Origin of the sequence: Anaerotruncus sp. AF02-27, assembly GCF_003465835.1 — a bacterium.
GTDB classification, from domain to species: Bacteria; Bacillota; Clostridia; order Oscillospirales; family Ruminococcaceae; genus Anaerotruncus; species Anaerotruncus rubiinfantis.
In genome coordinates, this window is the sequence record NZ_QSBX01000030.1 from 13,784 (window position 1) to 34,478 (window position 20,695).

The 20,695-nt window shown below is 53.1% G+C and carries 26 protein-coding genes; 3 read left to right on the plus strand and 23 right to left on the minus strand.

Features of this window, described 5'->3' with window-relative positions; translation table 11 throughout:
- Positions 1–6: 6 nt before the first annotated feature.
- The 23 genes from DWV16_RS16030 to DWV16_RS16140 all read right to left on the minus strand — a co-directional run bounded on the left by DWV16_RS16030 (position 7) and on the right by DWV16_RS16140 (position 16,883).
- Positions 7–720 (minus strand): hypothetical protein, encoded by a 714-nt coding sequence (locus tag DWV16_RS16030; protein ID WP_118480270.1) that lies wholly within the window; start codon positions 718–720, stop codon positions 7–9.
- 1 nt (position 721) lies between these two features.
- A complete protein-coding gene (locus tag DWV16_RS16035) occupies positions 722–1,042 on the minus strand; it encodes a hypothetical protein (RefSeq protein ID WP_118480272.1) in 321 nt (106 codons plus the stop codon).
- A 15-nt stretch (positions 1,043–1,057) separates the two neighbouring features.
- On the minus strand, positions 1,058–1,306 hold the full coding sequence (locus DWV16_RS16040; RefSeq protein ID WP_118480274.1) for a hypothetical protein: 249 nt from the start codon (positions 1,304–1,306) through the stop codon (positions 1,058–1,060).
- Positions 1,307–1,316: 10 nt separating this feature from the next.
- Entirely contained in the window at positions 1,317–1,646 is a 330-nt protein-coding gene (locus tag DWV16_RS16045; protein ID WP_118480276.1) for a DUF2190 family protein, read from the minus strand.
- A gap of 19 nt (positions 1,647–1,665) precedes the next feature.
- Positions 1,666–3,654, minus strand: a complete 1,989-nt coding sequence (locus DWV16_RS16050) for a prohead protease/major capsid protein fusion protein (protein ID WP_118480277.1) — start codon at positions 3,652–3,654, stop codon at positions 1,666–1,668.
- An 11-nt stretch (positions 3,655–3,665) separates the two neighbouring features.
- A complete protein-coding gene (locus tag DWV16_RS16055) occupies positions 3,666–5,120 on the minus strand; it encodes a phage portal protein (RefSeq protein ID WP_118480279.1) in 1,455 nt (484 codons plus the stop codon).
- Positions 5,121–5,140: 20 nt separating this feature from the next.
- Positions 5,141–5,359 (minus strand): hypothetical protein, encoded by a 219-nt coding sequence (locus DWV16_RS16060; protein WP_118480281.1) that lies wholly within the window; start codon positions 5,357–5,359, stop codon positions 5,141–5,143.
- The gene (locus DWV16_RS16065) at positions 5,356–7,221 is read right to left on the minus strand and encodes a phage terminase large subunit family protein (protein WP_118480282.1); all 1,866 of its coding nucleotides are present in this window, start codon (positions 7,219–7,221) and stop codon (positions 5,356–5,358) included. Before DWV16_RS16065 ends, DWV16_RS16060 begins: the two co-directional genes overlap by 4 nt.
- Positions 7,218–7,793: a hypothetical protein gene (locus DWV16_RS16070; protein WP_118480283.1), complete on the minus strand. Its 576-nt coding sequence runs from the start codon at positions 7,791–7,793 to the stop codon at positions 7,218–7,220. The genes DWV16_RS16065 and DWV16_RS16070 overlap by 4 nt, the downstream gene beginning before the upstream one ends.
- Positions 7,794–8,364: 571 nt before the next feature.
- Complete coding sequence (locus DWV16_RS16075) at positions 8,365–8,784, minus strand: DUF1492 domain-containing protein (RefSeq protein ID WP_118480284.1); 420 nt, start codon at positions 8,782–8,784, stop codon at positions 8,365–8,367.
- A gap of 333 nt (positions 8,785–9,117) precedes the next feature.
- Positions 9,118–11,391: a phage/plasmid primase, P4 family gene (locus DWV16_RS16080; RefSeq protein WP_158572944.1), complete on the minus strand. Its 2,274-nt coding sequence runs from the start codon at positions 11,389–11,391 to the stop codon at positions 9,118–9,120.
- Between the two features lie 204 nt (positions 11,392–11,595).
- On the minus strand, positions 11,596–11,961 hold the full coding sequence (locus tag DWV16_RS16085; RefSeq protein ID WP_118480286.1) for a hypothetical protein: 366 nt from the start codon (positions 11,959–11,961) through the stop codon (positions 11,596–11,598).
- Position 11,962: 1 nt separating this feature from the next.
- Positions 11,963–12,151, minus strand: coding sequence for a hypothetical protein (locus tag DWV16_RS16090; RefSeq protein WP_118480287.1), 189 nt, complete (start codon positions 12,149–12,151; stop codon positions 11,963–11,965).
- A 181-nt stretch (positions 12,152–12,332) separates the two neighbouring features.
- Positions 12,333–12,587 (minus strand): hypothetical protein, encoded by a 255-nt coding sequence (locus DWV16_RS16095; RefSeq protein ID WP_118480288.1) that lies wholly within the window; start codon positions 12,585–12,587, stop codon positions 12,333–12,335.
- 1 nt (position 12,588) lies between these two features.
- On the minus strand, positions 12,589–12,906 hold the full coding sequence (locus tag DWV16_RS16100; protein ID WP_118480291.1) for a hypothetical protein: 318 nt from the start codon (positions 12,904–12,906) through the stop codon (positions 12,589–12,591).
- A gap of 158 nt (positions 12,907–13,064) precedes the next feature.
- The gene (locus DWV16_RS19150) at positions 13,065–13,226 is read right to left on the minus strand and encodes a hypothetical protein (RefSeq protein ID WP_158572945.1); all 162 of its coding nucleotides are present in this window, start codon (positions 13,224–13,226) and stop codon (positions 13,065–13,067) included.
- Positions 13,226–14,275, minus strand: a complete 1,050-nt coding sequence (locus DWV16_RS16110) for a DUF3102 domain-containing protein (RefSeq protein WP_158572946.1) — start codon at positions 14,273–14,275, stop codon at positions 13,226–13,228. The genes DWV16_RS19150 and DWV16_RS16110 overlap by 1 nt, the downstream gene beginning before the upstream one ends.
- Positions 14,276–14,279: 4 nt before the next feature.
- Positions 14,280–15,044, minus strand: a complete 765-nt coding sequence (locus DWV16_RS16115) for a ParA family protein (RefSeq protein WP_118480297.1) — start codon at positions 15,042–15,044, stop codon at positions 14,280–14,282.
- Between the two features lie 12 nt (positions 15,045–15,056).
- On the minus strand, positions 15,057–15,515 hold the full coding sequence (locus DWV16_RS16120; protein WP_118480299.1) for a single-stranded DNA-binding protein: 459 nt from the start codon (positions 15,513–15,515) through the stop codon (positions 15,057–15,059).
- Positions 15,460–15,708: a hypothetical protein gene (locus DWV16_RS16125; RefSeq protein WP_147349483.1), complete on the minus strand. Its 249-nt coding sequence runs from the start codon at positions 15,706–15,708 to the stop codon at positions 15,460–15,462. Before DWV16_RS16125 ends, DWV16_RS16120 begins: the two co-directional genes overlap by 56 nt.
- Before the next feature lie 52 nt (positions 15,709–15,760).
- Positions 15,761–16,240, minus strand: a complete 480-nt coding sequence (locus DWV16_RS16130; RefSeq protein ID WP_158572947.1) for a helix-turn-helix transcriptional regulator — start codon at positions 16,238–16,240, stop codon at positions 15,761–15,763.
- 35 nt (positions 16,241–16,275) lie between these two features.
- Positions 16,276–16,467 carry a hypothetical protein gene (locus tag DWV16_RS16135; RefSeq protein WP_118480305.1) on the minus strand — a complete coding sequence of 64 codons (192 nt, stop codon included), beginning with the start codon at positions 16,465–16,467 and terminating at the stop codon, positions 16,276–16,278.
- Positions 16,464–16,883: a hypothetical protein gene (locus DWV16_RS16140; RefSeq protein ID WP_118480307.1), complete on the minus strand. Its 420-nt coding sequence runs from the start codon at positions 16,881–16,883 to the stop codon at positions 16,464–16,466. The genes DWV16_RS16135 and DWV16_RS16140 overlap by 4 nt, the downstream gene beginning before the upstream one ends.
- Before the next feature lie 350 nt (positions 16,884–17,233).
- Between DWV16_RS16140 and DWV16_RS19895 the strand changes: the two genes are divergently transcribed.
- The 3 genes from DWV16_RS19895 to DWV16_RS16155 all read left to right on the plus strand — a co-directional run bounded on the left by DWV16_RS19895 (position 17,234) and on the right by DWV16_RS16155 (position 20,670).
- Positions 17,234–17,548: a helix-turn-helix domain-containing protein gene (locus DWV16_RS19895; RefSeq protein WP_370219353.1), complete on the plus strand. Its 315-nt coding sequence runs from the start codon at positions 17,234–17,236 to the stop codon at positions 17,546–17,548.
- A gap of 91 nt (positions 17,549–17,639) precedes the next feature.
- Positions 17,640–18,557, plus strand: coding sequence for a BRCT domain-containing protein (locus DWV16_RS16150; protein ID WP_118480309.1), 918 nt, complete (start codon positions 17,640–17,642; stop codon positions 18,555–18,557).
- Positions 18,558–19,170: 613 nt separating this feature from the next.
- On the plus strand, positions 19,171–20,670 hold the full coding sequence (locus DWV16_RS16155; RefSeq protein WP_118480311.1) for a recombinase family protein: 1,500 nt from the start codon (positions 19,171–19,173) through the stop codon (positions 20,668–20,670).
- Positions 20,671–20,695: the final 25 nt, after the last annotated feature.

A 20,695-nucleotide genomic window follows, 5' to 3' on the forward strand; every position in this document is an offset into this window, starting at 1 on the left:
CTCATTTCACTCACTGCCCTTCAAATTGGTTCCGAGTCCGTTAAAAGCGTAGTCAAGCTCATGCATCAACCGCTTCTCGATGATCGAATTAAGCTTTTCGGTCAAAGGTTCTGCAACCTCCGGATTTGTAGCCATCTGCGGGATTGACAGCGTTCGGGCAGCTTTCATCTCCTCACGCTCGCCATCCTTTCCATTGATTTTTTTGCCGGTATGGTAAAAAAAGATGCGCTGGATAGATTCTGATGATTTTGCGTTGGTGCTCGCCACAAAGACCGGCTTCAATTTTCCATCGGATCCGGGCACCGGCCCCAGGGGGATCATTCCTTTGCCGCGATAGATCATAACCTTCGGTTGGATCTTGCGTCGCCTTCTTTTTTTCTTTCCGGCGTCCTTCGGACTTTTGGGCTCCGCTGTCGTGCTGGGCGTGTGGCGAAATCGGATCACCGTAAGGGGGCGGCCGCGCACCTCGACTGAGATGCTCCCCACCCCGGCTTTCCCGATGATCGTCCGTACTTTCCGGCCTTTGAGGGCATTTCGGATTTCCGCCTGATTCGTTCCAAAAACTTTTGGAATCATTCGGGCCGTCTCGGTCCGCACACTGCCTTCGGCACGAACCAACACGCGATTCATCACTTTTACGGCCGTATTCGGAAATCCCTTGAGGAGATCTGCGATCTTTTCAAGCTGCCCGGTATTTGCATAAATGACGTCTTTCTGCAATTCATCTCCCTCCCCGCGCAGCGGAAAGCGTGATCTGCGTCACACCATCCTCATCGATGACACTCAAAATCTGATATGGACGGGCATCCAACTCAATGAGCGACCCTGCCGCAATCCGTAAACCGGAGAGATCTCTTGTTTTTGCAAACAAGAGGAAATCTCCATCAAAGATGCCACCAGGATCCTGCAGGGCGTTTTTCTGCAGCTGGTCGCTATCCACCACCAGCTGCAGCTTGCGTCCCTGCAAGTCATGCTCCGTTGCCATTTCGTCCAGGTCGAAAAAGATGTCAAGATCCTCGTCAAACTGTTCTCGCAGGCTCATGACAGCACCACCTCATCAACGTCCAAGCATAAGCTCAAAGTCCTGCTGGCCCTCCGGATTTTCCAGCCGATTTTCATCTTCTCGCTGATCCTTATCTTTCGAAGGGTCCTTGCCCTCCGGATTGACGGCGGGCTCATCCCGGACAACCCGGACCGCATTCCCCGCCCGGAGGATCGCGTCCTCAAAATCTTCCGGGAGCGCGATCTCGGTATCAATCGGATAGATTCGGCCGTTGTAAGCGAGCGGATTTGTCAATTTAACCATCCGTCTCACCTCACAGCCGAAACAGCACTTTCGTGCCGGCCGTTGCTTTCGCTTCGATCGCAATGCCCGCCAGGATCGCGCCACTTTCCGCCTTTGTGGCGGTCAGCTTTTTGTCTGTCGCATTCCAATAAAGCTGCTGCCCCGCGGTAAATGCTGCCGTATTTTCCGCTGCCTCCTCATAGACACCTGTCAGGCTGATTGCGCCATTTTCCCCTACCGGGATATCACAGGCCGCAATCCCGATGCGGTCGGTCAAAACGACCACATCACCATACTTGATCGTGTCGGATCCCTCGTTTTTATAATTGATCGCATCGCCCTTTTGGATATAAGTTGCCATCCGTATTTCCTCCTCTCACTCAGTTTGATTTACCCGGATTTTTAACCAGACCCCTGTAGCCGGTCAGCGTCACACCGCGATCGCCATACACCCGGTAGCGGAAACCAAGCGTGTCAAAGTCCGCCTGCATTTCGACCATCGGCTGCTCGACACCATTGAGATAGCTGACCTCGATTGTATCGGCAAGCCGGGGATCGGCCGCGAAGTAGTACGGCTGCGCGCCGCTGTCAACATCCAGCTCAGCGTCGACGATCAGCTGCATTTTGTTACGGAACACGTTCGCAACCCCGGAATTGTTGGAGCTCGGATCAGCCAGGGAGGCAAGCAGCGCCTCAACCGGAGTCTCATCCGCCGAGCTGGCCAGAACGAAGGACGGGGAGATATTTAGCGTCACACCGCCTCCAAGATCCTTCTGCTGGCGCATCAGCTTACGAGCTTCGCTGAACGATGCCGTCCCAGGTACCGCTCCAGTACCGAGGTTTTTGTGGTTCGCGCTGAACAGCGTATAACCGTCGCGCATGGTGGGGTTGTTTTTCAAAATCTGGTATACTGCCTTGTTGATGCCGCGCTGGAAAGCCAGTGTATATGCGGTCAGCGTGCGGGTGATGAGGCTGATGTCATCGTTGATAAACATCTGCCGGGTAAAGGACACAATTTTGCCGAAGGTCAGCAGACGGCGGGTTGCGACAGGTGCGTCGCTCAATTTGCCCTCCTTAAATTCGCCGTTCTGCGGGATCTCATCCAGCTCGCCCGATGCGCTGATCTCATAGATGTCGGTCGGCCGGAAATCGGACGACGTCGCTTTGCTGGTCCAATACTGGAAGGTGGTCGGCGCGGTTTCGTGTGCCGCAAGAACCGTGCGGTTCGCCACCTCGGATGCGATTGCGGAAAAAGCGCTGTCCGGCGTCATCGAGCGTTTCAGCAGCTCATCCTTGCTCATCCTGTGCGCGTTGGAAATGCCCGAACGCACCAGGCATTCGACCGCGATATCATGCAGGCTCATCCCGCGGAATTCTCGCGCACCATCAGCAGGCTTTGCAACCGATACCCCGCAGCGCATGAGCAGGCCATCGGTCGCCGCAGAACGGACCTTGTCGATCTCCTCTTTGACGATCGTTACCTCTCCGCGTCCACCGGTATCCACCGGATTGCTTGCACCACGCCGCTGCAGCTTTTCCAGCACTGCAGTACGGGCGTCGGCCACAGAAACGCCGTCCCGAATAAAACTCTCGGCGTCAATGTCAAAACTGCGGCACATATTGCTAATCTCTAGGACGCGGGCACGCTCAAGAGCTGCCGGGTCAGTCGGTTCTGCCGCAGGCAATGCCGGATCTTGCGAGCGGGCTCCAGCGGCCCCTTCCGGTGCGGGATTGGCGGCTGGCACGGCCCCAGGTGTTGCAGTTCCTTCCGGCGCGGCGGCCGGATTACCAGTTTTTAAACTCATGTGATTATCCTCCTCATTGTCAAAATTTTTACCCAGCCCGACCGTTGGATCGGCCGGCACCGGTTCTAAGCTAATTTCATGCGGCGTCCACTGCGCTGCTATATACATCGGCCCCACAAAGCGGCCGTCCGCGCTTTTTTGCCCTGGCTCCAAGCGGGTCCATGCCCCAACCGAATATCCGACCGAAACACCTTTGAGCATCCCTTGATCGAGCTTCGACCGCAGGCGTTTGCAGACTTCATCCTCATCATCAAACTGGATAACCGCCCGACATTTCCGGGCGGATTCGTCCAGCCAGGCGCGGATGACTTTGCCGATAGGCACACGGCCATAGTTTGGATCGCGCCCGTGCGAAAAGAGCAGTGTCCCGACATCCTCAAATCGACTGAGATCCACCGCGCCCGCCTCATGGAGTAAAACCTCCACATCCCCCCAGCGAGCATACGGTTCCTCGCTCGAAAACGATATTTCGTATTGATTTTCTTGCCCCTCGACATCCTTACGCTCCAAAACGCCAGACCGAAACATTGCTACGCCCGTGTCAGGCATCTTTGCTTTTGACATTCATATCCCCCTCACTCAATTTCTTTTTCATCACCTTCCGTCAACTCGCGGATGAGATCCAGCTCAATTTTTCGCTGCCGCAGGATATCCCGGTAATCCTTGCCTTTGCTGGCACAAATCTCCTGCAAGGTGGTCTGGTTTGTCTCGAGCGCCTTTGCGTTGGCGGAAACCTCTTTGAGCGGATCGATCCAGTCCCATCCTCCAGCGATCCAGATATGTCGCTGATAGGCTGCACGGCGACTGTAGTAATCCGAGATATTAAGCCGGCGCGTCAGGATCATCCAGTCAAGCCACTCCGAATAGATGACGTCGCAAAAATGCTCGATCAGATATTTTTGCCAGATCCGATATGTCCGCTGATCTTCCAATAGCCCTTGCCGCGCCGATGAATAATTGACCTGAGACATATCCCGCGAGACAACCTCATAACTCAAGCCCGCGCTGCTGCCGGCAAGGCGCTGTGTCGTTTTAACCAGCGGATCAACCGTTGAGCTGGTGCCCGGCTGCCCGATCACCGAGACTTTATCACCCGGCTTGAGGCGCACGATCGTTCCCTGTTCCAGCAGCTCGCCGGTCGATCCTTCGCTTTCCGACTGCCCCGCCAGATCAATTCCACCGCGCCCCATGCCAACCAGCCCGCCGATCGTCCCGGTGTCGCTTTCGATCGCAAGTGACAAATGTGATACAACCCGCTCTTTATCCACCGCCGAATCCAAAAGCTCATTGACATCATCGATGCGCGGCAGGGACGCCGCCGCCATTGGGAACTCCCTCACCTGACTCGACCGGGAGAGGAACGGCAGATAAATTACCCGATTGGCGTCGATCCGATCCGTTCGGATGTGGAATCCCCATGCGTCATAAACCTTGATATGGTAAGCCACCGGTCGCCGAAACTTATCGATCTCGATGCCGCCAATCACATTGTGATCATTGCATGCCTGCACCGTGGAATCCAGATCATCCACCTCGATCAGTTGCAGCTGGAATTTATCAGCGTCCTTAACCTTGACTATCAGGATCCCGCCGTCGACAAACCGGCGTCGAACGATCATTGTCTCTACCTCAAAAAGACTGAGCCTGCCCGTGATCTCACAATTGCCTGGCCGACACCACTCCCTCCAGAGCGTTTCGATCTGCTCATTCAGATCCTCATTTTCCTTTCCATCTCCGCCGAGAACTTTTGCCTGCAGGACAATCCCGGTGCCGATCACATTGCGCTCCAATGCCAGCAGTTCGCCGCCCAGCACATCCGAGTTTCGCTCCAGGTCGCGCGACCGCGCCCGGACAATATCCCGCGACGCCTGGTTTGTTTGCTCGCCCGTCGCATTGATCGTCGTCCATCCTGCACTGCGTGGGCTTTGGTCGGCGGCGGTATACATGCTGCGCGCCAGTTGACGGTACTTTTCGTACTGCAGCGCGCCTTTGGGGTTAAAGGGCAAGATCATTCGACCGATCAGGCTCATTTTTCTTTTCTCCAGTTTTCTCACCTCCTTCGGCGCAAAATTGCCACAGTAGACCGCGGCCGACTCTTTCGATCGATCTCATCCGACAAATTGCGGTACTCCGCATAGAGTGCTGCCAGATCCGGCCGTCTCACCGTCCGCTGGCCGATCCGATATTCCTGCGCTCCGTTTTCGATTTTATTGATTGCAAGCAGGACGCCGTCCCGGCGCTCCCTGAGCTCCTGTAGGGGATCACTCATATCATCCACCTCTTTCGTTTGCGAAATGTACCCGGCGGCCGGGCGGAGGAGACGTCCGACATCGGTTGTATCTGCCGCGACAGCGGCTCCGCTTTGGCGGTTTCCTCCTGCCGCTCCTGCCGGACCTGATTTGAGCGCAGCGTGCGAAGTCCATAGACGTCGGCAGCGCACGCACAATAAACCTCACAGTCCCAATAATGGTTATCCCCGCCCGTCACCTTTTGTTTCCAGCGGCTCGTCAGGTGTCCGCGCACACGCTCAATCACCTTTTGCTCCGCCGTCACCATCTCGGCATACTCCGGATCGCATTTATCGTGCAGGTACCAGCCACCGTTATCCTCATCCCGGAAAAACCGAGCGAAAATCATATCTTTGTAGTAATCGGTATCCACCATAATCAGCGTCATTCCGCGTGAGATGCCATCCCGGTCGATCGTTGACGGCCGGTATTTCGTGATCATCCGGCTCGACGATCCCTTGACTGGGACAGCCCACTCCCGGTTGATCGCACAAAAGTCATAGACGTCGTCAGTCTGATCGCCTGAGTCGATCGCACAGAGGTTCACCTGATAGCGCCGGCCGTTCCGGTCCCGGTACCAAGCGTTCATAACCTCCTCGATTTCCGGCCAGGCAAACGCCTGCCCGTGCGCCACGTTATAACTTGTCATGTTGGATTTCCATGCACGGATCGTCCAGTAAAAGCTCTTTTTCTGGACGTCGACGCCGCCTGTCAGCATCACCGCGCCGGGTGGAACCTCCCCGCGCAGATAGACGCTCTGGCGGCTCTCGAGCAGCTGCTCGGCGTCCATCTGGCTCTCGATCTCCTTAAACGGTTCGCCCAGCCAGGAATTGATGAAATTTTGCAGCAGCTCTGGAAAATCCTTATCCTTGATAAACTCCGCCGCGATATCACCAAACCGTACCCAGGGCGAATAAAAGGTGTTTAGCTTAAATGCAGTTCGGCGCTTACTCCCGTTGGTCCGTGTTGGCCTCCATCCGCAGCGCTGAATCATATCCGCTTTCTGCGTCTCGGTAATTACGCCCCCGCACTCCTCGCAAACGTAAAATGCCTGTTTGCGGGCCTGTTCTTCGGTTGCCCCCTCCGGCCATTTGAGCTGTTTAAACTTAAAGGTCCATCGCGCCCCACAATGCGGACAAGCCACAAAGCACTCCATCTGCGTATCGGCGCGCAGCCAACTCTGCCAGATCGGGCCGCCCTCAAAGACCGGCGTCGATGCGCGCATCGTCTTTTTGCTGGCCGGATAGGTCTTTTGCCGTTCCATTGCCAGCGCTGCCGGAGAAGCCTCTTTGCCCGCGCGTGCAGGGAACTTATCCTCCTCATCCAGAAACACATTCTTAACCGGCCGGCTCGCCAAGTCGCTCGGGGAATTCGCCCCAACGATCCCAATGTAGACGCCGCCGGTAAAATTGAGATCCATGCGCTTGCTGTTTTCGTCAAATCGCCGCCGCAGTTCCGGGCAGGAGCGGATCATCGGCTGAATACGATGATCACTGACCGTCTCTGCCAGCTCCTTCTGCGGATACACAACCAGCATTGGAGCGGGATCGTTACAGATCGCATAGCCCATCATATTGAGCATCGCCTCAGTCCCACCGACCTGCGTCGGCTTGACAAAGATAATTTCCTCAACCTCCGGGTCGTTAAACGCATCCATAACCGCCCGAAGATATGGCGTAAAATCAGTCCGCCATCGGCCAGGTTTTGCGGACTCCCCATTTGACAGCACCCGGTTTGCGTCAGCCCACTCGCTGACTGTAAGACTGCCGGGCGGCCGCAATGCCCGCAGCGCCTCCAGTATCCAGCCAGGGATCTGCCAGGACTCCGTACCTTTGCCCATCATTGCGACTCATCCGCCTCCTTTGCGGTATAGACGCCGGTGATTGACAACTGTTCCAGGGCGTCCCGCGCTCGCTCGCTGAGTATTTGGTCAATTCGCCGCGCGCCGTCTACGTCGAGATAGGGGGCAACCATTTGTCCCAGCTCATGGGCTAAGCCGGTAACGGAGTGTTTGAGGACCACAAAATACTTCGCCAGATCGTCCACAATCTGCTTTTTTGACAGGTATTCGCCGCTCGCAATCCGATTGCGCAGCTGCGCGTTCTCCAGCTGCTGTTGCTTGAGCAGCGCCTCATAGTAAAGTTTCTGCTGCGCCGGCGGCAATTTATCCGGACTTTTTTCTGCGGCGTCAGCCAGCTTTCGCCCCTCCTGGACTGCTCGCCATTCTGTTACCGCTCGGATATCCCAATAACCGTATTTGTAACGCGGGCAACCCGCCTTCATCCAGTTGCTGAGCGTCGATGCCGTGACATCAAAGTAGGCCGCGGCAATGCTCGTACTGGCAATGATCGACCCCTTTTCAAAATAGAGATCCACCCGCTCGGATTTATCCAGTTTATTTCCTTCGGACTCCATTGAGATCACTCCTTCCCCGCGCCCCTAGCCGGATCAACCGTATTGCCGCGTCCATGCTATCCAGCCCCAAATCACACAAGAGCATTTCCTCGTCGTTTTGCCGAACCGACTTAACCGCATCGACCTGCGCCGCCCATATCGGCGGTTCCGTCCTTTTGCACAAAATTCGGTGCTAAAAGGGCCGCTCGCAAGGCTCTCAAACTTTCGAGTGAGAATCTCCTTTTTTAATTCAGGTGTTCTATGGGCTCGCAAGCGCCCGCACCCGGGGTACAGCCCCGGAAGTACCTTAAACCCGCATCAGGATAACCTTTTTCGAGGATTAATCCCTCGTTTTCTGTGGAAAACCCCTTTCGCAGCGGCCCGCCGTGAAATGGTTGTGGAAAACCCCCGCGGCCTTATTTGAATCCTTCCCCCGCACTCGAAACTACGCCAAATTGGAAACTAGGGCATAAAAAAAGAGACGCGCCCTTGCGAGCACATCTCTCTAGGGTTATTATACGTCAATAATGGTTCGGCTTTCAAGAGGACATTTGCGGACATTCTCGGACATTCGCGGACATTTCCGGACACCTCACTCGCAAAAGAAGCCGCTTTGACGATCAAGCTCCCGGATCGCACCTGTAATCTGCCGCCGGATCGTCCGCTCGCAGCGACCGTACTCTGCTGACAGCTGCGCGTTACTCTTACCCTCGATGTATTTCTTCTCCAAAAGCTCGCGCTTTTGGTCATCCTGCATACGGTCTAGCGCCTGCGCCAGCTCTCTGCGAAGCTCGGCGACCTCCGCCGCCAGCGCTTCGCACTCGCGGCGGATCTGGATTGCCGTCTCCTTAATCGTGTCTGGGCCGCCGGAACGCGCGCCGGCTCGCAGCACGCTCCCGCCTTTGCCCTCTGCCATACTGTCCCAAAGATCGGCCTCCTTGCATTTCCTCGTCAGGCTCCCCATCCTGACGACATATTTTCGCAATTTCTCTATTTTTTCTTCTTGAGTCAAAAGAAAAGCCTCCTTTGTGGGTGATGTAAAGGGCAAGTAAGCTGATGCCAAAAGAAAAGTGGAAGCAAAGTGGAGGCACTTTCAACAGAAAGCGTTGTTTTTCTGTTGAAAACCTGTTGATTAATAATTTATTCATTCTTTCTTAACCTTTTATTAAAGAAAAAGTGGAGGGTAGTGGAGGGTTATGGAAGTGAGGTAAAACTGCAAACCTGCATGTTTGGCTGATAAATGGAAGGTATGGAGGCTTGGAGGCATTTCCCAAAACTTTTCTATTGTCATTTTTTTTACAGAAAAAAAGTTTCGGAAAAACGTTCCATGTTTCCATACCCTCCATCAGCGGCGGGGAGGCGGGGAATCCATGAGGGCTATCTGGCGGCCGATGTCGGAGAAGTCCACTCCTAAATACTCGTTAAAACGGGAGGTTTTTTGCTTACGGAAGCCTTGACGGTCCTGCATCTCCATCGAAAATTTGCTCATGCTCATAGGGTATCGCTCCCCATTCTGTTCGCACCAGCGCCGATAGACGTCAAAAACGACCGACGCCTGTAGGGAGCTCCCTGTCGACTGTACCAGGCAATCATCCACAAACTGTTTCATCCGATCCATTTCGCTCCGATACTCCTCATTGGCCCAATCGACCCGTGAGCAGCGCGGAAATCCTTGTTTATACCAATCGATCGCGCCCTGCAGCGCCCAATTAAATATGCCGGACTTCTCGGCCTTGAGCTTGTCTGACAATTGGCGGTCCACCTTCTCGGGCGGGATCTGCGCGGTAAAAGGGATCATCCGGACGCGCCGCCAAATTCCGCCGTCGCTGCCCTTGATGATCGGCTTGACGTTCGTCCCCATGAGGATTTTAAACTCCGGCTTAAATTCGATCTCCGCCCGGTAGAGCATTCGGGCCGTAACCTTTTCGCCACCGGTCATCTGCTTTACCATCGCCTCATCCAGGCGGCAGCCTTCCTTCGGTTCCGATGTCGTGACCAGGCGTGCGCCCTTTAGCCGGGCGACGTCCGAGCTTGCCCCGCGTCCGCCTTTGTCCTTATACATAACCGTGTCGGCCTCGCTGTTTTTTGCATAATCTCCCATGATCGAGCTGATGGTGTCGAGGAAGGTGCTCTTGCCATTTTTACCGTTGCCATAAAGGAAAAAGACGCATTGCTCAGCTGTCGAGCCGGTTAGGCAATACCCAACCATCCGCTGCAAATAAAGCTGTTCCTCCGGATCGCCCTGCGTAATCTCGTCGAGAAACGACATCCAGCGGGGGCACTTTGCGTCTGGATCATAGGTGACATCGGCGATCATGGAAAGCATAAGCTCGCGCTTATGCGGCCGGATACGACCAGTCTTGAGCTCGACGATCCCATTTTGCACGTTGATCGCATCCTTAAATCGGTCAAAGGCTTTCGGCAATACGGGAATACCCTCAAGATGCTGCGCCTCCCGAATCATAGATTCCTTTGCCTTTGAGCTGCGCGTCCGTTTTACCAGTTTGAGCATTGGCACACTAAACTCCTCATCCTTTTTTTTCGCCTCATCTTCCATGCGCTCGATCAGCAGATCAGCCCGGCGCTTTACTTCGCCAGTCTGATCCTCCCCCCATCGCTGCCCGTCCCAGCAGTACCAGACTTTATCGACGTGATTATACCGCAGATCCTTGTAAAAAGCATCCCGGAAGCGATGCGCATTCCCGGTATCATCATATGTGTATTTTGCGGTGTTTGGCTTAATGTCCAGATCCTCAATATCTGGGAGCATTGAGGAGACCGCTTCGCTTTCCGTCTTTCGGGGAGAGGGGGGTGGATCCGGAAGCGGGACCTCCGCCCGCTTAGGCATCTGCGCTGATCGGTCATATGGCACAAAGGTTTGTGTTTTGCCTTTACAGGCCCTCTCGATCGTGTATTGTCCGTAAGTTTTTCCTCCTCCGACCGACCGGTCCCATTTCTTGCGAAAAATCCTGGAGGAACGAAAGACGCGGTCGATCCGGTCGGCGTCGCAGTTAAACCAAAAAGCCAAATGATTGACTAGGGCAAAATCCACACTGGATAGATCTACTGATCCGTCCTTTTTGGCAGGCACTTCGCCCGCCGAGTATGTACCCTCGTAAAGTCGCCTAAACTTATCTCCGCCCTCAGATTTAAACGCAATTTCGAGGATATCCTGATCGCTGAGCTCCCGAACAGACTGCGGAGAACTCGCCGATTTTGAGGTAGTTTGCTCCTGCGAAGCGGGAGCAGGCTTTCGTCCGAGCTTTGTCTGCTCGGGCGGCGTATCGTCAAAATATTTTTTGTACAGATCCGCCAGATCTGCGGAGCAATCACGCAGCGGATAGGCATTTCCGTTGGCGTCCAGGTATGCATTGCCGGTTACGGTAAAATACCGGGACGAATCGTACATCTCCAGCCCACGCAGTGGATCCTTTCGGCCGCCGCCTGGCAGCTTCCCCTCGCAAAAAATATGGATGCCTGTCCCGGACGGTGATATCTCGGTATAGCTTTGCAGCTGCTCGATGATCTCGGCGGCAATCTCAGAGATCTCACCGCCGTCGACGCAGTGATCGATGTCGATCCCAACAATCCCATCTGCCAGCTGGAAGCCAATGCCCACAGCACGCCCCGCTTTGACTTGCTTTATCGCATCGTCAAACGATCCCCACGTGCTTGAATTACTGCAGGATGCGAATTTAAGCCCGCCGCGCTCACTTACAAACGGGCATAACGGGGCTTTATTAGGAAATTTGTGGCAAACCCACTGCCGCATCGACTTTAATTTGTCCGGTACCCGGTCGAACACGAAATCACATCCGATCATCTATCTTTTCTGCGGGTAATATTTCTGCGGATCGTCCGATCCGATGTAGTCCTCGACGAAGATCCGCAGTTTACCATCCTCGTCCGTTACGAGGGCGAGCCGCGCGATCCGACCGACAAGCTCGCTCCTTGACCGCTCTAAATCTCCTATTTCGGACGCCAGCATTCCCAGCCGGAGAAAATCCTGCTTGAGCGCATCCGGCAAATCGCGATCAAAGTAATACCGCTTGACGATTCTCTGTCCGCGCTCCTCCCCGATCGTTATAATCATCTGCAGTTCACAAATGGTTTGCCCGGCCGCCCTTCCGCGGCCGGGGCTTATTTGCACACTGTCAATAATCGCAAGTTGTCTCTTTTTTTGCGGCATTTTATCCGTCTCCTTTTCGCGGCTCCATCCGGCGAATTCGCAGCGCTTTGTCGATGCTGACCTCGCGGCCGTCCAATCGCAAAGTGTGCCCGCCGCTAATCAGCTGCTCCAACCTCTCCCGATCGTCGATCAACTGCGGATCGCTTGTCCAGCAAACTACCCGACCGTTGCGGACGATCTCAAAAATCATCTTTCGCGCCCCCAAAAGTGCCGTTCCTCTTTTGGCAGTTTTATTTTACTTTTGTATGTAGTCCTAAAAAAAACAGAAAATATCCTCGCAGCCAAATGAATAATGAAAAATACGAGGGATACCCCACTCGCAGTCGCAATTCCCACAATAAAATATGCAAGCATAATGTCCATCATTTAAATCACCTCGCCGCAGGCATGTTCCGGAGGTCACAGCCGTTTTTCTCGGCCACTACTTCCTCCGGACGGATGCTGTCTTTCAGGATCTCAAGCCGCCCCTCGTCGAACCACTCGCCGGAAACCAGCTTTCCATCCTTGTCTACTTTTGGGGTAAGGCAATACTGTGTACAGCCATACATCCATTTTAGTTTTCCGGTCACAACCCCCTGAAAGCCCGTAACCTTATCTTTCGCCATTTTCCCAAATAATTTACTCATTTCATCTGCTCCCTTCATTGACAATTCGACTTTTTTGTGGTATTTTTTTGTTACAGTGATTATAGGGATTATCCCGGAGACGCTTGTGGGTGCCAGCCTGCAGGCGTCTTTCTTTTTCTGCAAAAAGTATGTAACGCCGCCATCGTCGGCAAAAAAGCAAGAGAAGCCAAAAACCACAGCAGGCAAAAAGCCATGCCAATAACGCGGGCAACAATGCTCGTATTGACATTCTCCCCATTTCCGCGCTGCCGATCAGCCCGATCGGCCAGAAAAGCAAAGCCGTTACAATCCACTGCCTGAGTGCATCAATCAGCCGCATCTTCTTCGCCTCCGTCTTTGGATTTCTTGTTGCACTGCGGACATTTGTGGTATTTTCCAATAGTCCATCCTTTTTCTCGCGCGAATAATATAAGATACTTTTTTCCCACAATCCCGTTGTATCCGATTGTCGCGCCACATATATCGCACTCGATTCCGCTAAACAGCATCTTCTTCGCCTCCGTCCATATCCGTGTTGTCCGATTCTAAAAAGATATCAATAGATGAATTAAATATCTGATAAAGTTGTTTCCTGTCCTCATCCGATAAAGTTTTTCCGCGGGAAGGAAAAACTTCAAATTCTTGCGGTACGATCATCATCAATCCTCCTCCGGCAATTCATCGTCGAGTGATAACCGCACATTATCGACGCGAGCCTGTAAACTGCGCAGTTTGTCCAACATGTTCTCGGTCGCGGACAGGCATACCGAAAGCGTCTCGGCTATGTTTTGGGGATCGGATATCATTGCGACCGTCTCAAAATTGGCATAAGCGGCCTGTAGAGCATCGATAAATGCGTTTCCAGCTCCGAGCGTGATCTCCTCGTCTACGGCAAAGCTCTGCATAGAAGGCAGCGGATCCGTATCACCCACGCAAAAGACTGGATCCGGGAATTCTATCCGCGCGATCCTCGATTGATTCGAGGTAAGTTCGGCGCGCAGCTCCTCACGGATCCGCTCCCTCTCAGCCTCATCGATCTCCTGGACGGCCACTTCAACAGGCCGCGCTTCCAAATCCTTTACTTTTCGCTCGAGCGTTTGGATGAGATCCTGTTGTTTTTCGAGCTTGTCGACCGTTTTTGAATACAGCACATCTTTATTCTGCGCCTCTCGTTTATTTGCATCGGCCCGCTTGCGCTCCTGTTCGGCGGTTTCCCGCGCCTCGTTTGCAGCCTTTTTTGCCTCGTCACGCTCGCGGATCGCCTGCTCAAGCTCCCGTTTGCTCATCTCATCGACCGTTTTCGGCCGACCGTTGACCAAATGGGACTCGGCTAAAAATTGCTCCCGTTCCTCAGCCGGTATCTGTATCAGTGCAAGCATTTGCGAGTAATTCAAATTCCGCACCGGTGCGGAATTTGAAAATTCTCGTGCAAGTTGCATGAATCGGTTTGCCGTAGATTGTGTCAATTCAACATGATCTTGCAACCATCCCGACCATTCCCCATGCTGGAGCATAGATTTCGCCTCAATGAGCCGTTTTCCAATCTCAATGATATTTTGGACGGTCTGCTGCTTATAAAAATTGATCTCGACCGTCACCTGCTCGATCGTCCGGACCGACGGCGTCGAAACATCCACAGACTCTATCGCGGCGTTTTCCGCTGGCGGCGCGGACTCATTCATCATCTCGCGGATACTGAATTTTCCCATGCTGTCATTCCTCCAGTTCGCCCAGGTATTCGTCCACCAGAGCGACATAATCTTTTGCAGCCGTGCAGTTTTTGGAGTATTCGAGCAACGGCCGCCCGGCATAGGTGGACTCCGTCACTTTGACCGTGTTGCGGATCCGCGTGGAGAATACCGGAAACTGCCGCTCCGCGCGCAGCCACTCGTCCCCCTGCACGCTCACGTTGTTGCGCTGGAACATCGTGAAAAAACATCCCGCAAAGCGCAGCCGCTCATTGCTTTCGCGCACGTCGTCGATCTGCTCGACCAGCTCCTGCAGGCCGTCAAAGGCAAATTTATCAATCTTGACCGGTACAAGCACATCGTCGGCAGCCATGAGCGCATTGATCACGCCAATATTGATATCCGGCGCACAGTCGATCACGCAGTAGTCATAGGCGGATTCGATCGTCTGCAAAGCACGCTTGAGACGAAAATCCCTCGACCGGCTCGTATCGATCAGTAGAGAGCTGTTCGTGCGCAGCAGGCTCATGTTGGCCGGGATGATGTCCAGCCGCTCGAAGGCGGTCCGCAGGATCGTTGTGTTGATATCCGTGCTCCAGGTGAGCACGTCCGAAACGCTCCGCGCGTCATAGCTGTGTTTCCCAAAAAATTTGGTGCTGTTCCCCTGCTTGTCCATATCGACAAGCAGCACCCGGCAGTTATGGACAGCCGCCAGCACATGTGCAATGTTGATCGCGCTGATCGTCTTTCCGACGCCGCCCTTTAGATTGATGATACAAATTATCTGCATATCCTCGCCTCCTCAAAACGGCAGGTCATCGGAATTGGCGGTCATCTCCGCAAAATCCCTTCCGTCTGTCGGCGGCGCAGCGTCCGGCGTAGGAGATGCTTGTCCGGCATGTGGCTCCGGAGGCGGTTCCGGCATTGGCGGCTCATTTTTCTTTGCGCTGTCTCCGGCAAAGTTGACCTGATCGACGATCAGCTCGGTCACATACCGCTTATTTCCGTCGTTGCCTATGTAGGATCGATTTTCAAAGTGTCCCTCCAAAATGATCGGCTTGCCTTTTTTGAAATACTTGCAGATTAATTCAGCCGTGCCGCGCCAAGCGACAATATTAAAAAAGTCGGCCTTTCGTTCTCCGTTTACCTTGTAGTCGCGCTCGACCGCAACCGAAAACGTGCAGACTTTTACGCCCGTCGCCGTTTCACGCAGTTCTGGGTTGTCCGTCAGCCGCCCCATCATGACCGTTTTGTTCAGCATTTTTACCCTCCTCCTGATCGTCCGGCAGCGTCTCAATGACATGCTTCGCAATGCTGATCAGTGTATTTCTGATTCGTTCTTTTTCCTCCGGTGTCGTCTGGATCCGCTTGATGCCGACCCGCGTAACGCCCTGCTCGCCATAATTTAGCTCGTGAATCTCATCCACCTCAACCGATCCATAAAATCGGCCCATGTACATCTCCGGCATCAAACTCACCTCGATTATGCCTATGATCCGGACATCCCTACTTTTGCATGTCCTCCCGGCGTTTCGTATCTTCGAGCCGCTGCTCGGCGTAAAAAATCGTGGATGTCAGGTTGTTCAGCGCTTCCCGCGCGCCGGCAAGCGCCTGCTCCATCGCGGGGATCTCGTCCAGAGAGAGCTCCCGGTCCCGGAAGATCTTACGGATCATGCCGTAGGACTCATCGACACCCTCCTGCGCCAGCGCAAAGGAAAACATCATGTCGCCGATCGTCTCGGGTTTTGAAATATCCGGCAGGTACCGACCGAGGCAGCTCTTGTTTTTCAAATGCCACATGGCAAGATAATTTGTGTCGTACAGACTGCACATGCGGTCAACGATGTCGTCCGGCACTGGCAGCTTGTCGTTTTCGTAATCAGACAGTGTCCGGACGGCGACGCCGAGCGCGCCCGCAGCATATTCCTGCGTCATATCGGCATTTTCCCTGCACATTTTGTAATAATTCTTGCAGGATTCGCTCATGGCAAAAACCTCCTTTTTGTAGGATAATAAGATCATCAGGAGCGCTTGATCCCCAGCGCCCAGCAGACGAGCCGCTCGAAGCGATCCGACTGCTTGTGATTATCACTCATATATACCCGGACACTATCCGGGGAAAACCCGGTCGCTTTTCCGAGGTCATTATAATTCCAGCGCCGGATGTCGAGCTGTTTTTTTATCTCCCCGCGCAGCTCATCGGACGAAATCATTCGGCATCACCTCCGCTGCGCTGCAGGTAGTAATAATTTGCATCTGAGCGTTTTTCCTTTACCACGCCGGCCGCTGCAAGCGCCGTGGAGAAGGCCGACATTGACGCGGTTTCCAGGTCGCCTGTGACACACCAGTCGACATAGTGCTGATACAGCTCCTTTGCGCGAAACCATCCCTGATTTTCGCCAGCGTCCACAAAGGAGCGCAGGAAAGCATCGAGGTTTACCGTTCGCAGCGCCGGCGAAAGCGGCTCGGCGATCTCCCTGATCGCAAACGCATCCATATCGATTTCGCCGAGCAGGATGCTCTCAAATACCGCCCGATGAATCTGATCGCGCTGCAGCCGGGAGATCTGCGCATTGGTGACGTAATAAACAATCTGCTGGAGCTTTTCCATGGTGACAGATACTTTCATTTGTCGCTCTCCTCGTGAATTTTGACAAACCGCGTAGGCTTCGAGCGGTTTGCAATTGTTGACTTTTCCTGCAAAAAAAAGTAAAATAGAGCTGACAGGCAGCGGACAGCAGAGGTATTGACAATAAACCTTTGGGGTGCTGATCGCCTCAAGGTAAGGGAGATGCTGCCTGTCAGTAATCACAAAACAAATCGACTGTGCTTTGGTAGGGCAGCGGCTCGGTTTGTTTTTGTCGTCTATTTTACGGGTACAATTGCATTATATACGTAAATACACCGCTTGTCAAGTGTATTTACGTATTTCGCAGTACAGGGGGTGTTACAATCTCAATTAGCCATAGATTATTTCAGATAATGGAGGATCGGGGGATATCTCAAGCACAATTGTCGCGTGGAACTGGTATTCCACCGCGCACGATTGGCGATTGGAAGAAGCTCGGCACAAACCCCGGATCTGACAAAATAGCGTGTATATGCGATTTTTTAGGCATAAGCACTGACTACTTACTCACAGGTAAAGAAAAAAGCTCATCACCCCTGCGGGATGATGAGCTGGAGCTCTTACAGTATTACAATGCCCTACCAGTACGCGATCAAGGGAAGATCCTCGGCCAGCTTGCCGAGCTCACGAAAGGAGCTGCTATCCCTAGAGAGGGGACCGCCTGATAAAGCGGAGTGGCAACATCTTGTTTGTGAAATTTGGCTGACAGCTTAGGGGCCGCTTTATCGGAAAACGACAACACAGGAAAGTCAAAATATGGACAGAGGCGAAATTATGGCTACAAAAGAATTATCTCAGTACAGAATATTCCAAACGCAACATGAGATGGAAAAGGCAATTTCCACTCTCCATGGCATGATTCAGGGGATGTCGTGCGATCGCTATTTTTCCCCCGAAGAAGTGAGTGAATTAAAAAGCTGGGTGGAGTGTCATAAAAAACAGTACCATCCCGAGCCGTTAAACAGCCTCTTGCATTTAGTTTCGGAAGCCCTTGAGGACAATAAAATCACGCAGGACGAGTTTGATGATATCTGCTGGGCTTGCGATAAGGCCCTTAAAAAAGAAAAAGCTTTCGACCCCTCAACCATCGCTCTGCAGGTTTTACATGGGATCATGCACGGCGCTCTCGCTGATGGATACATAAGTGATGATGAAATTGGATATCTGCAAAATTGGATTTACGATTTCGACTTTTTAAAGGGGAGTTATCCATACGATGAGCTTGACAGCCTCATCACCAGCATCCTTTCTGACGGAAAGATCACTTCCGAGGAGCGCGATATCCTCAAGGCTTTTTTCTCCGATTTTGCGCTGACCGATCCGAACGGGATGATAAAGCCCGAGGAAATCAACGCGCTTAAGGAAAAATATTGCTTAACCGGAATCTGCGCCACCTGTCCCGAAATAATATTTTCTGATCATGTTTTTTGCTTTACTGGCATTTCGAGCCGCTGTAGCCGCAAGGATATCTCGGAAAAGGTCCAGGAACTCGGAGGTGCTTATATTGACCGAGTAAGCAACAAAATTGATTATCTTATCATTGGCAACAATGGGAATCCGTGCTTTGCATATTCGTGCTACGGGCGAAAGGTTGAACAGGCCGTTAATATGCGAAAGCAAGGCGGAAAAATTATCCTCGTCCATGAGAATGATTTTTGGGATGAGATAGAATAAAATAGCCGCCCCTTTCGGGGCGGCATTCTTGACACCGGAACATATCGCGGTTATAATAAAGACGCAAAGAGGCGCTGCCGGTAGACGGTTACGCCCCTCGTGAATAAGCTAAAAGTAGCCGCTTCATTTGGTCGTGAGGGCGGCTACTTCTTTTTTATTGCAACTATGTACCCCGTGGCAAAAATCAACACAAGGATGATTAGCCCGTATTCCATAAGCAACGCCCCCTTTCAGGGGCAAGACTTAACCGCCTACCGCCGCCGCTGGCAGCGCCTGCGGCAATTATAACAAATATTTGTCGCGTAGGCAATCCTGTTTTCTTGACACAATGAAATATCGCGGTTATAATAAAAACACAAAGAGGCGCTGCCGGTAGACGGTTACGCCCCAAAGAAACAGTTAAGAAATAACCGCTAGTTTGGTCGCTGGGCGGTTATTTCTTTTTTATTGCAATTATGTATCCCGTGGCGAAAATCAACACAAGGATGATTAGCCCGTATTCCATAAGCAACGCCCCCTTTCAGGGGCAAGACTTAACCGCCTACCGCCGCCGCTGGCAGCGCCTGCAGCGATTATAACAAATCATCTCCCAAAAAGCAAGGAGGCCGGCCTCGTGGGAACCAGGATTTATCTGCGAAAATCCCGCACCGAAGAACTGAATGAGCCCGTCGAGGCGACCCTCAAGCGGCACCGTGAGCAGCTGCTCGAATTCGCGCGCAAGAATGACCTGGACATCGAGGAGATTTATGAGGAGGTCGTAAGCGGCGAAACGCTCTATGCCCGCCCGGAAATGCTGCGGCTCCTGAACGACATCGAAAATCAGGGTTGCGACGCCGTGCTCTGCATGGACATCGACCGGCTCGGGCGCGGATCGATGAGCGACCAGGGGATCATCCTGGAGACGCTCAAGCGCAACAACTGCAAAATTATTACTCCTCGTAAAATTTACGATCTCAACAACGATCTAGACGAAACCTACTCCGAATTTGAAACGTTTATGGCACGGCAGGAGCTCAAACAGATCAAACGCCGGCTGAATCGCGGCCTGCAGAAAACCATCCAGGACGGCGGCTACATCGCAAACGCTCCCTATGGATACCGAAAAGTCACCAAAAATAAAATGCCATCCCTCGAAATTGTCGATGAGGAGGCTTATTTTGTGCGGATGATTTTTGATATGTACGTCAATCAGGGGATTGGCACCCACACGATCGCCGAGACGATCTCGGACCTCGGCGCAAAGCCGCACCGGTCCGATCGGTTCGCGAGGACGTCGATCCGCAAGATCCTCAAAAACCCCACCTACATCGGAAAAATCGTCTGGAACCAGAAAAAACAGATCCGCAAGGGATCGCACGGAAACGTTAAAACGATCGTCGTGTATAATAAACCGGATCAATGGACCTACTCGGATGGGATTCATTCGCCCATCATCGACGAGATCACCTTTTCCCGCGCGCAGGAGATTTTATCCGGAAGATATCATCCGCCCTACTACAAAGGCACTGTCGAAAATTCGCTCGCAGGTCTGGTCAAGTGTGGCCATTGCGGCGGGAGTATGCAGCGGCGAATCTGCGGCCAACGCATTCGCAGGCCATATCTCATCTGTCCGCGAAAAGGCTGCATCCCATCGACACAGCATGCTTTTGTCGAGGAGGCGGTCCTCTCGTTTCTCCGTCAGCATCTCGCAGAAATTGCGGTTGAGCTCGAAAGCCAACAGCCACAAGATACCAGCGTGCTCGAAAAGACGCTGCGTGTGATCCGCAAGGAGATTTCGACCGTTGAGCGGCAAAAGGACAGTTTGCACGACCTGCTGGAGCAGGGCGTGTATACCGTTGACGTCTTTGTGGAGCGCTCGAAACTGCTCCAGGAAAAAGAAAGCCTGCTCAAGAGGCAGGAGGACGCCCAAATTGACGCCATAGAGCGCGCGAATGGTCAAAAACGAGAAGTTGCCTTCCGAAAGATTAAAAGCGTTCTGGAGGCTTACAGCGCCGCTGACGCGCAATCGCGGAATATGATGCTGAAATCTGTGATCCAGGAGATTGCATATGACAAGGAGCCCGGCTCCGGCCTGCGTGACTTTTCCCTGACCATCCAGCTAAAGGATTTTTGATTTATAACATGCACATTCTTTATCC

Bases quoted from the DNA above. Each gene is read 5' to 3' on its own strand.
- DWV16_RS16035 (WP_118480272.1), bottom strand. From the start codon at position 1,042: ATGAGCCTGCGAGAACAGTTTGACGAGGATCTTGACATCTTTTTCGAC.
- DWV16_RS16040 (WP_118480274.1), bottom strand. From the start codon at position 1,306: ATGGTTAAATTGACAAATCCGCTCGCTTACAACGGCCGAATCTATCCG.
- DWV16_RS16045 (WP_118480276.1), bottom strand. From the start codon at position 1,646: ATGGCAACTTATATCCAAAAGGGCGATGCGATCAATTATAAAAACGAG.
- DWV16_RS16050 (WP_118480277.1), bottom strand. From the start codon at position 3,654: ATGTCAAAAGCAAAGATGCCTGACACGGGCGTAGCAATGTTTCGGTCT.
- DWV16_RS16055 (WP_118480279.1), bottom strand. From the start codon at position 5,120: ATGAGCCTGATCGGTCGAATGATCTTGCCCTTTAACCCCAAAGGCGCG.
- DWV16_RS16060 (WP_118480281.1), bottom strand. From the start codon at position 5,359: ATGAGTGATCCCCTACAGGAGCTCAGGGAGCGCCGGGACGGCGTCCTG.
- DWV16_RS16065 (WP_118480282.1), bottom strand. From the start codon at position 7,221: ATGATGGGCAAAGGTACGGAGTCCTGGCAGATCCCTGGCTGGATACTG.
- DWV16_RS16070 (WP_118480283.1), bottom strand. From the start codon at position 7,793: ATGGAGTCCGAAGGAAATAAACTGGATAAATCCGAGCGGGTGGATCTC.
- DWV16_RS16085 (WP_118480286.1), bottom strand. From the start codon at position 11,961: ATGCCGCAAAAAAAGAGACAACTTGCGATTATTGACAGTGTGCAAATA.
- DWV16_RS16090 (WP_118480287.1), bottom strand. From the start codon at position 12,151: ATGATTTTTGAGATCGTCCGCAACGGTCGGGTAGTTTGCTGGACAAGC.
- DWV16_RS16095 (WP_118480288.1), bottom strand. From the start codon at position 12,587: ATGAGTAAATTATTTGGGAAAATGGCGAAAGATAAGGTTACGGGCTTT.
- DWV16_RS16100 (WP_118480291.1), bottom strand. From the start codon at position 12,906: ATGCGGCTGATTGATGCACTCAGGCAGTGGATTGTAACGGCTTTGCTT.
- DWV16_RS19150 (WP_158572945.1), bottom strand. From the start codon at position 13,226: ATGATGATCGTACCGCAAGAATTTGAAGTTTTTCCTTCCCGCGGAAAA.
- DWV16_RS16110 (WP_158572946.1), bottom strand. From the start codon at position 14,275: ATGGGAAAATTCAGTATCCGCGAGATGATGAATGAGTCCGCGCCGCCA.
- DWV16_RS16115 (WP_118480297.1), bottom strand. From the start codon at position 15,044: ATGCAGATAATTTGTATCATCAATCTAAAGGGCGGCGTCGGAAAGACG.
- DWV16_RS16120 (WP_118480299.1), bottom strand. From the start codon at position 15,515: ATGCTGAACAAAACGGTCATGATGGGGCGGCTGACGGACAACCCAGAA.
- DWV16_RS16125 (WP_147349483.1), bottom strand. From the start codon at position 15,708: ATGGGCCGATTTTATGGATCGGTTGAGGTGGATGAGATTCACGAGCTA.
- DWV16_RS16130 (WP_158572947.1), bottom strand. From the start codon at position 16,240: ATGAGCGAATCCTGCAAGAATTATTACAAAATGTGCAGGGAAAATGCC.
- DWV16_RS16135 (WP_118480305.1), bottom strand. From the start codon at position 16,467: ATGATTTCGTCCGATGAGCTGCGCGGGGAGATAAAAAAACAGCTCGAC.
- DWV16_RS16140 (WP_118480307.1), bottom strand. From the start codon at position 16,883: ATGAAAGTATCTGTCACCATGGAAAAGCTCCAGCAGATTGTTTATTAC.
- DWV16_RS16150 (WP_118480309.1), top strand. From the start codon at position 17,640: ATGGACAGAGGCGAAATTATGGCTACAAAAGAATTATCTCAGTACAGA.